This window comes from bacterium (assembly GCA_036524115.1).
Taxonomy (GTDB): Bacteria; JAUVQV01; JAUVQV01; order JAUVQV01; family DATDCY01; genus DATDCY01.
Genome location: DATDCY010000064.1, coordinates 1 through 9,738, shown reverse-complemented (window position 1 = coordinate 9,738; position 9,738 = coordinate 1). Strand labels below are relative to the sequence as shown.

The following is a 9,738-nucleotide window of genomic DNA, read 5'->3' as shown; positions in this document are numbered from 1 at the left end:
AGTACGTCTTCTCTCAGGCGGACGGCAGTCCCCTGCGCGACATCAAAGACGGCTGGCAAGGGGCGCTCAGGCGCGCCGGTCTTCGGAAGATTCGAGTCCACGACACGCGGCACACCTGGGCAACCCGCTACATGGAGGCCGGCGGCACCGTCGCCGAGCTGATGAAGCACGGCGGATGGTCGAGCTTGCGGATGATAGAGCGGTACGCGCACGCGACCGCGGCGCACACATACGCGACGCTGGACAGGATGTCCGCGCCTTCCGTTGCATCGCACGTTTATGGCACAAGTGACGCCGAAGACGCGGCCGAACGGATGACAAAGACCGCGATAAGTGCATGATGTCTAAGGATATGCCGGGGTGGCGGAACTGGCAGACGCAAGGGACTTAAAATCCCTTGGGGTTCATCCCCGTGCGGGTTCGATGCCCGCCCCCGGCACCAAAAAAAACAATATGCTACGCACCCAAGGGATTGGACGTGGAATTCAAAAAGGGATTGTGTGAGGGGCAAAGGGACTGGTTGCTGTCAGCTATCATCTTGAAAGTGCAGGACAAAAGATGGATTCCTGCATTTCTGAGGCAGAAGAATATTCGAAGATATAGTCCCTTGGGGAAGATGATGATGGTTGACAACTCGTCCAAATTGAACATACGCCCTGACGAAACCATTCTTGCGCATAGGCACCCGTCAGCAGGGCGCTCAATCCCTCCCGCGGTTCATCTCGAGCACTCCCCTCGGCAGGGGATTGCCGGAAAAACGCCAGACGACGTCCGTCCCCGGCGCCTAAGCATTTGTGGCATCATATCTTCATGGTTCCGGTTACGAACGCCTTGGTCGTCCCTTCTGCAGAAACCATTGCCGCTTTTTGCCGCAAGTGGCAGATCGTCGAGTTCTCCCTCTTCGGGTCGATATTGCGCGGCGATTTCAGTCCCGGCAGCGATGTGGACATCCTCGTTGACCTCGCCCCGGACGCCCCGTGGAGTCTCTACGAGTGGACCGAGATGATCGAGGAGCTTCGGGATCTCTTCGGCCGTGACATCGACCTTGTCGAGAAGTCGGGCCTGCGCAATCCCTTTCGCCGGTACGAGATTCTCAACAACCGCGAGATTCTCTATGCAGCCTGAGAAGGCCGACGCCGCATATCTCTGGGACATGCTTGACGCGGCGCGGGCCGTCAAGGAGTTCGTCGCCGGGAAGACCCTGCACGACTATCAGAAGAACAGGATGCTTCGCGGAGCGGTCGAGCGCCACGTCGAGATCATCGGAGAAGCGGCGAACAGGGTATCCACCGGATTCCAGTCGAGCCACCCCGAGATCCCCTGGCGCAAGGTAATCAACCAGAGAAACGTGCTGGCCCACGAGTATGGCGAGATCAAACACGAACTTCTTTGGCGGGTCGCTTCGGAGCGCATCCCGGAACTGATTCTCGCGCTGGAGGTCCTTCTTCCGGCAGTCCCGGGTGATGGAGGGACGTGAAGTCATCGTGGATTCCACTCCCCGTCGCTTCGAGCACGCCGGTTGAATTTCTGCTACATCGTCTCGGACGGGACTGACTTGTAGTGGAAGTGCATTCCGACGAAGTCAAGCTCCTCCGTGCCGAGGTGGAGCGCCTTCGGGCGGAGAACCGTGCCCTCAAGGAGCGTCTTGAGCGACCTGAAGTTCTTCCGGTAACAGCAACCTCAACTACTTCGCCTGAGCCAGCTCCTGTGCATGCGCACGAGTCGGACGTGGCCACTTCGGTTCACGCCGGCTCTTCCCCTGAAGAGAAGGTCCGCCTCTTCACGCAACTCTTCCGCGGTCGGGAGGACGTCTACGCCGCGAGGTGGGCGGGGAAGGATGGGCGCTCCGGCTACTCGCCCTCCTGCGTGCACGAATGGGATCGGCTCTACTGCGCGAAGCCGAGAATCAAGTGCGCCGCCTGCGCACACCGGGAGTATCGGCCGCTCTCGGACGAGGTGATCACCGAGCACTTGTCCGGCAAGAAGACGATCGGTGTCTACGCGATGCTTTCGGACGAAACGTGCCGGTTCCTGGTCGCCGACTTCGATGGCGCTTCGTGGATGGAAGATGCTGCGGCATTCCTGGAGAGCGCCCAACGGGTGGGAGTGCCGGCGTATCTCGAGCGCTCGCGCTCAGGTAACGGCGCCCATGTCTGGATTCTCTTCGCGGAGCCTGTCGCGGCCAGCCTCGCGAGGCGTCTCGGTTTTCATCTTGTGACGCTCACCACGGAGAGCCGCCCTGAGCCGGCTCTGAAGTCTTACGACCGTTTCTTCCCAAGTCAGGACACGCTGCCGAAAGGCGGATTCGGAAACCTGGTCGCCTTGCCGCTGCAGAAGGAGCCCCGGGAGAAGGGCAACAGCGTCTTTCTTGCTCCTTCGGGGGAACCATGGGCTGACCAGTGGGCATTTCTCGCGAAGATGCGGAAGATGGAAGTGGCTGCAGTGCAAGGAGTCGTGGGCGATGCCCTTCGCCATGACGCGGTGATCGGCGTCCGTCTCAGTCTGTCCGAAGAGGAAGAGGGCGTTGACCCCTGGATCACGCCACCGGCGGACTCGATGAGCAGAAAGGCCAGGATAGCCGGCCCGCTGCCGCAGGCGGTTCGCGCCGTGATGGCGAACATGCTGTTCATCGAGAAGGATGGATTGCCGCCGAAGGTCATGAACCGACTGGTGAGACTCGCAGCCTTCCAGAATCCGGAATTCTTCAGGGCGCAGGCGATGCGGCTCTCGACGTACGACAAGCCGCGGGTCATTTCCTGCGCGCAGGACTTTCCCAGGCACATCGGGCTGCCCCGGGGATGTCGGGAGGAGCTACAGGCTCTGCTCGATGCGAACGGGGTCGCCCTCGAGGTGATCGACGAGCGGCAAGTCGGGATTCCTCTGGAGGTGAGCTTCAGAGGGACGCTGACCCAAGTGCAGGAGCGGGCCGTGCAGGCGCTGTGCGGCCACGATACCGGCATACTCTCCGCGGCAACCGCATTTGGAAAGACGGTGGTCGGCGCCAGGATGATTGCCGAGCGCGGCGTCAGCACACTGGTGCTCGTCCATCGACGACAGCTTCTCGACCAGTGGCGGGAGCGGCTGACGACCTTTCTCGAGCGCATTCAAGACGGGGAGAGCAAAGGAGATCAGGTAATCGTCGGGGAGATCGGCGGCGGCAGGAACCGACCCACAGGACTTCTGGACGTCGCCCTGCTGCAGAGCATCGGTCGCGCGGGCGAGGTCGAGGAGTTGGTGAACGGCTACGGCCAGATCATCGTGGATGAGTGTCACCACCTGTCGGCGTTCACCTTCGAGCAGGTGCTTCGGAAGGCCAAGGCTCGGTTCGTCCTCGGCCTCACCGCAACGCCGTATCGCAAGGACGGTCATCACCCCATCATCATTATGCAGTGTGGGCCGATCCGCTTTCGCACCACGGCGAGAACGACAGGCGCCGACAGCACGGTCGAGCATGTCGTGATTCCCCGGGCAACGGACTATCAACTCCCCAAGGCCGAGCAGGAATTGGGCATCCAGGAGGTCTATGCCTCGCTGGTCACCGACGAACGGCGGAACGACTTGATCTTCAACGATCTTCTCCTTGCCCTCGAGAAGGGCCGCTCCCCGATCCTGCTCACGGAGCGGACGGAACACCTCGAGTATTTCGCCGCCAGGCTGAAGAACTTCGCGAAGAACATCATCGTGCTGCGTGGCGGCATGGGGCGGCGCCAGCGCGCAGAGGTCGCGCAGCGTCTGGCCGGGGTGCCCGATGGTGAGGAGCGTCTCCTGCTGGCCACCGGACGCTACATCGGAGAGGGATTCGACGACTCCCGTCTGGACACCATGTTTCTCGCGCTGCCGATCTCGTGGCGGGGGACACTGCAACAATACGCCGGCAGGTTGCACCGTACGCATGCAGGCAAGCGGGTCGTGCAGATCTACGACTACGTCGATGAGCAGGTACCTGTCCTGGGGCGGATGTATCGTAAGCGGCTCAGGGGCTATCGTGCCATGGGGTATGCAGTGACTGACACCGGAGCACAGGAATTCAAAGGGGCGAGAGCTCACCATGCCTAAGGGTCGTTACGACGTCTCTGGCCTCGTGGAGGCACAATTCGAGCCAGGATCACGCGGCCGGGTAATGCGAAACCTGCTCGGGATCACATTCACGGTCTGCCCCGTCGACCGGTCATCGCGCAGTCAGAGAAGATGTGCGGGTACGGCGGTGACGTCGCGGGTCAGCGGCAGCGGTTCGGCCGTCAGGCAGACCACCGCGCCCGCGCCGACCCGCGCCCCGGCACCCGCGATTGCCCTGAAGTGCCGGGCATCTTCGGGGCGGGGTGCCGCGCTCTTCTTGATCTCGACCGGATGGATCACGCCGTCGCGGACGACGAGCAGGTCGATCTCCCGCCCGTCCCGGTCGCGGTAGTGAAAGAGGGGCGCTTGCAAGCCGTTGTGCCGGTAGCTCTTGAGGATCTCGGCCACGACCCAGGTCTCGAACATCGCGCCGGACATCGCGCCCGCCTCGAGGGTCTCCGGGCTCGACCACTCCGTCAGGTAGGACGCAAAGCCGGTGTCCAGGAAGTAGAGCTTGGGCGCTTTGACCAGCCGCTTCGTCACGTTCCCGTGCCACGGCTCCAGCAGGTGGATCACTCCCGACGCCAGGAGGATGGAGAGCCACGACTTGGCGGTGTTGGGCGCCACGTCGGCGTCCCGCGCCAGTTCGGAGAGATTCAACAGTTGGCCGGTGCGCGCCGCGGCCGCCCTGACGAACCGCATGAACGCCATCTCGTCGCCGACCCGGGCCAGATCGCGCACATCACGCTGGAGATAGGTCTGGAAGTACGAGCTGAAGAAGAGCGTGCGGTCGACCGTCTCGTCGGTGGCCACGACCGGGAACGATCCGCGCCAGATGGCCCGGTACATCTCGGCGAGCGAGGCGGCCTTCGCGGGAGGCGCGGCCGGCCGCCGCGCCGACGGCGGCACGAAGGGGTCGGCGTCCTTCCCTCGCCCCAGGAGCTCCCGGCGCGAGAGCCCGAGGAGGTTGACGACCGCCACGCGACCGGTGAGCGACTCCGAGACGCCCTTCATCAGGTGGAAGGGCTGCGACCCGGTGAGCCAGAAGCCGGCACCCTTTTTCGTCCGGTCCACCGCTATCTTGACGTGGGGGAGAACCTGCGGCGCGTACTGGATCTCGTCGATCAGCACCGGGGCGCGGTAGCGCTCGAGGAAGAGGGCGGGGTCCTCCCGGGCGAGGCGCAGCGCCAGTGGGTCGTCCAGCGTGACGTAGGTGCGCCCGGGGGCCGCCAGCTTGCGCAGCATGCTCGTCTTGCCGACTTGACGGGCCCCCGTCAGGAGCAGCACGGGGAAGCGCGCCGCGGGACCGACGACGAAGCGCTCGAGTGTCCGGGTCAGATAGGCCGACATGGCGCCTCGCAGAAATGCAGCATGACTGCAAACTAGCCGGAATCGCCTCCGTGGTCAATACCGACTCGGGCACATGCGCCGCGAGCCGCTCCCGCGCCTACTCCTTCCTGGCGTGCGAGCCGTCGCAGCGCGGCGGCGCCAGGGTCCTCGTGCAGCCGCAGAGCGGCACCGGACCCTTCTTTTCCTGGACGAACTCGACCGGCTCCTTGCCGGTGCCCTTGTGGGAGCCGTCGCAGAAGGGCGCCTTCGCGCTCTTGCCGCAGCTGCACCAGTAGTACGTCCCGGGCTCGAGGGTGAGGATGAACGGAGCGTTCTGCGCCATGGCGGTCTCCTCCTGGCTGGCCGGCGTCAGCCGGCGGGAAACGGGCTCGGTGCGTGTTCCGGACCCAATGTACGGTCAATCGGGCCGATCGTCACCACCCCGCTGCCGGCGACGGAACGCACCCGCCCCGGCGCTTCACTGCCGCGGAGGCACCGCCGGGGCTCAGCCGGCGAAGAACGGCCGCAGCCGCTCGGCGATCTCCTCGGGGTAGGCCATGCAGATGCTCTCGTTGTAGAGGTTGCGCAGCGCGCCGACGTCGGTCGCGCCGAGCGCCTGGTTAAAGAAGGTCCGCGGCGAGAAGAGCAGGTGGAACCGCGCGTGGCGGTCGCCGCTCCTGCCCGTGAAGAAGTTCATGTTGAAGGCGTACACCCCGAGCGAGTCGTAGGCCTTCATCGCCGCGCAGAGCCCCTCGCCGAGCGCGAGCAGGTCCGCGTCCGTCAGCTCCAGCGTGGCGGAGACGCCCTCGACGATCGCCAGCACGTCCCCCGCGACACCCAGCGGCGCGAACGACTGCAGGAAGTGCGCCCGCCCCCGCGAGCCGAGGTAGCGTGCCCCCTCGGCGCGCTCGTGCTCCAGCAGCTCGTCCCAGAAGACACGTCCGCCCGCGGCGTGGTGGCGCGCGGCGGCCTCCAGCTCCTGGGCGAGCAGGTTCGGCGCGTGCGCGCTGGCGAACACCTGCAGGTGGCTGTGGATCAGCGAGCTGCCCGCCGGCGGCATGTGGTTCCAGTTGACGACGTGGTAGGCGGACTCCGGGTGACCGGCGGCGTCCAGCCTGCGGAAGAACTCCTGCGCGAGCCCGAAGGCCTGCGCGACCTGCGCGGGCGTGAACTCCGTCATCGGCGTGAAGTGCCGGTCGCCGAAGGTGGCGACCGCGCTCAGCGCGTCGTAGGGCGCGAGGTTCGGGAAGAGAACCATGTCGCCGCGCGTCAGCCGCCCCTCCGCGAGGATCTCCGGGGGGAACTGCGGCGTGACCTGCAGTACGCGCTCGCGGCAGAAGGGGCACCACGACTGCGTCCCCTCGATCATCTTTGCGAAGTCCGGCATCTGCCACTTCAGCTCCATGAAGTGGCAGATGCGCGCCGTGCGCCCGGTGAGCGGGTCGCGGCGCACCTCGCTGGGGATGACCTTGCGGGCGCCGCCGGCGCGGGTGTCGAGGACCGTGGTCTCCTTCCTGACGGCTTCGAATCTCAGCATGGTCTGCCTCCTCCCGGTTCGTCGGGTGGAAAGACTAGCACGCCGGGGCCCGTCCCCGGCGGCGGGGGACTGAAGCCGGCGCCTACGGGAGCAGGGTGTCGGGCCCGCGCCGAAGCTCGGCACGCCCTGAACGGGAACCCGTCCGGCCCCCCGCGCTACCCCGGTCCTTCGAAGAGCAGCGCCTCCCACTCCCCCTCGACGCGCGAGGCCGCCCGGCGGCAGCCCAGCGCTTCGCAGGCGGCGCAGACCTCCTCGGACTGCAGGTCGGCGAGCATGCCCGAGAGCACGAGCGCGCCCCCCGCCGCGAGCCGGGATACCAGATCCGCGGCGAGGCGCAGCAGCACGTCCGCCGTGATGTTCGCGACGATGAGGTCGAACGCGCCCTCCCCGGGCCGCGGCAGCTCGCCGCAGACCCGCACCCGCGCGGCCAGGCCGTTGCGCGTGGCGTTCGCCCGGGCGGCCGCCACGGCCTCCGGCTTGACGTCCACGGCCGTCACCTCGGCGGCGCCCCAGAGAGCGCCGGCCAGCGCGAGGATGCCGGTGCCCGTGCCGACGTCGAGCATCCGCCGCGGGACTACGGCCGCCGTCCGCTCGCGCAGCAGCCCGAGGGCGAGCCGCGTGCTGGCGTGGTAGCCGGACCCGAAGGCCGCCCCGGGGTCGATCGCGAGGACCTGCTGCCCGGGGGCGGGCTCGCGCGCCAGCCAGGCGGGGGTGACGAGGAGCCCGGGCGCCGCGAGGAAGGGGCGGAACTCGTCGGGGTGGCGGGCGTCGCGGTCCTCCTCGGCGTACCACTGCTCGCGCTCGAGGGAGACGGTCGCCCCGGCGCTGCGCCGCTCCAGGTCCTCGAACGCGGCCACCAGACGCGCGATGATAGCGTCGGCGTCGCCGGCCTTCGGGTCGAGCGGGACGACGATGCGGGCGCCCTCGGGCACGCTCGCGACCCGCACCGGGCAGCCGCGGATGGCGGCGGCGATCGCGGCGGCCTCCTCCGCGATAGCGGCGGGGAACGTCGCCTTGAACCGGTCCGAGATCAGGCGCGGGCAGCCGCCGAAGGCGTCGGGTTTCATCTGCGCCACGAAGCCAGTCGGCTCGGCGGCTTCAGGCCGCGCTGATCCGCTCCCAGAGCGCGCGCGGCGCGAGGATCGGGATGCCCCGGAAACTCCCGAGTTCGAGCAGGTCCCTGTCCCCGCTGACGATGCAGTCCGCACCTGCGGCAAGGGCGGCGCCGAGGACCGGGAGATCGTCCGGGTCGCGGCAGGCATCGCGCTCGACGGCCGCCGGCGTCACCACGCGCAGATGCTCCTCCAGGAAGCGGCGGATGGCGGTCGCCCTTGGCGCCGGAAGCCGCACCTTGCGCCGCAGCGCATCCTCGGTTTCCGCGAGGATCCGCGGGGCGGCCACGCACTCGTGAGTGGAGAGGCAAGCCTCGAAGAGGTCGGCGCAGAGCCCCCGCGCGGCAAAGGCGGCCACGAGGACGTTCGCGTCGAAGACGATCCTCACGAGAGCGCCTTGAAGACGTCCTCGTCGGTGAGAATCCCCTGGGCCTCCGCGAACGGCAGCACGCCTGCCCGCAGCGCCCGGAAACGCCGGACCGCGAGGTAGCGTGCCACCGCGTCGCGGACGATGTCGCTCTTGGATGCCTTCTCGCTGCGCGCCACGCGCTCCAGCTCCCCTCTGAGCTTCGCCGGAAGCCTGACCGTCACCGTATCGCCCATCGCAGATCCTCCTTGTGTTACACGGTAGTACGCGGGGTGGCGGGCGTCAAGCACGGGGAAGCTACAATGCTCTTGCGGTTCTCGTCTCGGGAAAGGCGGCTAGTCCTTGCGGTTCCCCTGCGGCGTCCGGTTGAGCTTCGCGACGTCGAATCCCCGTTCCCGCAACCTGCCGACGATCTCCTGGTAGCGCTGCTCGTCCATCTGCGGCGTCCGCGAGAGGATCCAGAGGTACTTCATGGACGGCGCCGAGACCACGGCGTACTCGTAGTCACCGCCCAGTTCGATGATCCAGTAGTCGCCCCGGAACGGCCAGAAGAACGAGACCTTGAGCTTGGCGCCCGTGGCCTTGTCCACCACCCAGGCCCTGCCCTTCGCCGTGTCCACCCTGCCGTCGCGCAGGCAGCTGTTGAGCACTTCGACCGTGCCGTCTCCGCGGAGGCGGTAGTCCGCGCGCGAGTCCGTGCACCCCTTCTGGAAGCTCTGGGGGAAGCTGGCGATCTCGTACCACCGGCCGGCGTAGCGTGCGAGGTCGACCTTCGCGACGACCTGGAGCGCGGCGGGCGCCGGGCCGGCCGACGCGCAGGCGCAGAGCAGGCACGGGAGCGAACAGGCGAACGCGATCATCTCCGCGGATATCCCCCGCAGCTGCATTGCCATGGAGTAAAGTATAGCAGGGCGGCGCGCTGCGGCTGATCCGCCCATCGCCCGAGCGGCTGACGCACCACAACGTCGGCGAGAACCCGCGCGCCAATACTGGTCCGAGGAGGAGATCATGGAAGACGCCAGGGCCCAAGGCACGGAACTTCGCCTCGTCGAGGAGTTCGGGATCAACCGCGAACACGCGGAATTCCACAACGCCTACCGGACGGAGGACATCAAGAACGACATCCGGTTCCTCAAGGCGATCTACGGGGACCGGATGAGCCTTTCACCGGAGGCTGCCACCGACGACTTCCTGAGGGAACTCAAGAGTCTGGGCAAGCGCCTCTACTTCTTCATCCTCGGTCTCACGGACCACGTGACCCCGAGCAGCTACATCAAGCACAAGTTCAGCTTCCTGAGGGGCTCCGTCCCCAACGGGGATCCCCATCTCTTCTACCT

General features: G+C 66.7%; 12 protein-coding genes and 1 tRNA gene. 6 read left to right on the top strand and 7 right to left on the bottom strand.

Annotated elements, in window-relative coordinates; translation table 11 throughout:
• From VI078_03085 to VI078_03065, 5 genes are all read left to right on the top strand, one after another.
• Window positions 1-341, top strand: a 341-nt coding sequence (locus VI078_03085; protein HEY5998267.1) for a tyrosine-type recombinase/integrase, incomplete at its 5' end; no start/stop codon positions are given.
• A gap of 13 nt (window positions 342-354) precedes the next feature.
• A tRNA-Leu gene (locus VI078_03080) sits at window positions 355-442 on the top strand.
• A 368-nt stretch (window positions 443-810) separates the two neighbouring features.
• Window positions 811-1,125 (top strand): nucleotidyltransferase family protein, encoded by a 315-nt coding sequence (locus VI078_03075; protein ID HEY5998266.1) that lies wholly within the window; start codon window positions 811-813, stop codon window positions 1,123-1,125.
• Window positions 1,115-1,477, top strand: a complete 363-nt coding sequence (locus VI078_03070; protein HEY5998265.1) for a DUF86 domain-containing protein — start codon at window positions 1,115-1,117, stop codon at window positions 1,475-1,477. The genes VI078_03075 and VI078_03070 overlap by 11 nt, the downstream gene beginning before the upstream one ends.
• 251 nt (window positions 1,478-1,728) lie before the next feature.
• The gene (locus tag VI078_03065) at window positions 1,729-4,056 is read left to right on the top strand and encodes a DEAD/DEAH box helicase family protein (protein HEY5998264.1); all 2,328 of its coding nucleotides are present in this window, start codon (window positions 1,729-1,731) and stop codon (window positions 4,054-4,056) included.
• Between the two features lie 123 nt (window positions 4,057-4,179).
• Here VI078_03065 and VI078_03060 read toward each other — a convergent pair whose 3' ends face one another.
• The 7 genes from VI078_03060 to VI078_03030 all read right to left on the bottom strand — a co-directional run bounded on the left by VI078_03060 (window position 4,180) and on the right by VI078_03030 (window position 9,261).
• Window positions 4,180-5,406 (bottom strand): ATP-binding protein, encoded by a 1,227-nt coding sequence (locus VI078_03060; GenBank protein ID HEY5998263.1) that lies wholly within the window; start codon window positions 5,404-5,406, stop codon window positions 4,180-4,182.
• Between the two features lie 97 nt (window positions 5,407-5,503).
• Window positions 5,504-5,728, bottom strand: coding sequence for a CDGSH iron-sulfur domain-containing protein (locus VI078_03055; GenBank protein HEY5998262.1), 225 nt, complete (start codon window positions 5,726-5,728; stop codon window positions 5,504-5,506).
• Between the two features lie 162 nt (window positions 5,729-5,890).
• On the bottom strand, window positions 5,891-6,922 hold the full coding sequence (locus tag VI078_03050) for a hypothetical protein (protein HEY5998261.1): 1,032 nt from the start codon (window positions 6,920-6,922) through the stop codon (window positions 5,891-5,893).
• Window positions 6,923-7,077: 155 nt separating this feature from the next.
• Window positions 7,078-7,989: a 50S ribosomal protein L11 methyltransferase gene (locus tag VI078_03045; protein HEY5998260.1), complete on the bottom strand. Its 912-nt coding sequence runs from the start codon at window positions 7,987-7,989 to the stop codon at window positions 7,078-7,080.
• Window positions 7,990-8,020: 31 nt separating this feature from the next.
• Window positions 8,021-8,422 (bottom strand): putative toxin-antitoxin system toxin component, PIN family, encoded by a 402-nt coding sequence (locus VI078_03040; GenBank protein ID HEY5998259.1) that lies wholly within the window; start codon window positions 8,420-8,422, stop codon window positions 8,021-8,023.
• Complete coding sequence (locus VI078_03035) at window positions 8,419-8,637, bottom strand: ribbon-helix-helix protein, CopG family (GenBank protein HEY5998258.1); 219 nt, start codon at window positions 8,635-8,637, stop codon at window positions 8,419-8,421. The genes VI078_03040 and VI078_03035 overlap by 4 nt, the downstream gene beginning before the upstream one ends.
• A 99-nt stretch (window positions 8,638-8,736) precedes the next feature.
• On the bottom strand, window positions 8,737-9,261 hold the full coding sequence (locus tag VI078_03030) for a lipocalin family protein (protein HEY5998257.1): 525 nt from the start codon (window positions 9,259-9,261) through the stop codon (window positions 8,737-8,739).
• 148 nt (window positions 9,262-9,409) lie between these two features.
• Between VI078_03030 and VI078_03025 the strand changes: the two genes are divergently transcribed.
• Window positions 9,410-9,738, top strand: a 329-nt coding sequence (locus VI078_03025; protein HEY5998256.1) for a hypothetical protein, incomplete at its 3' end; no start/stop codon positions are given.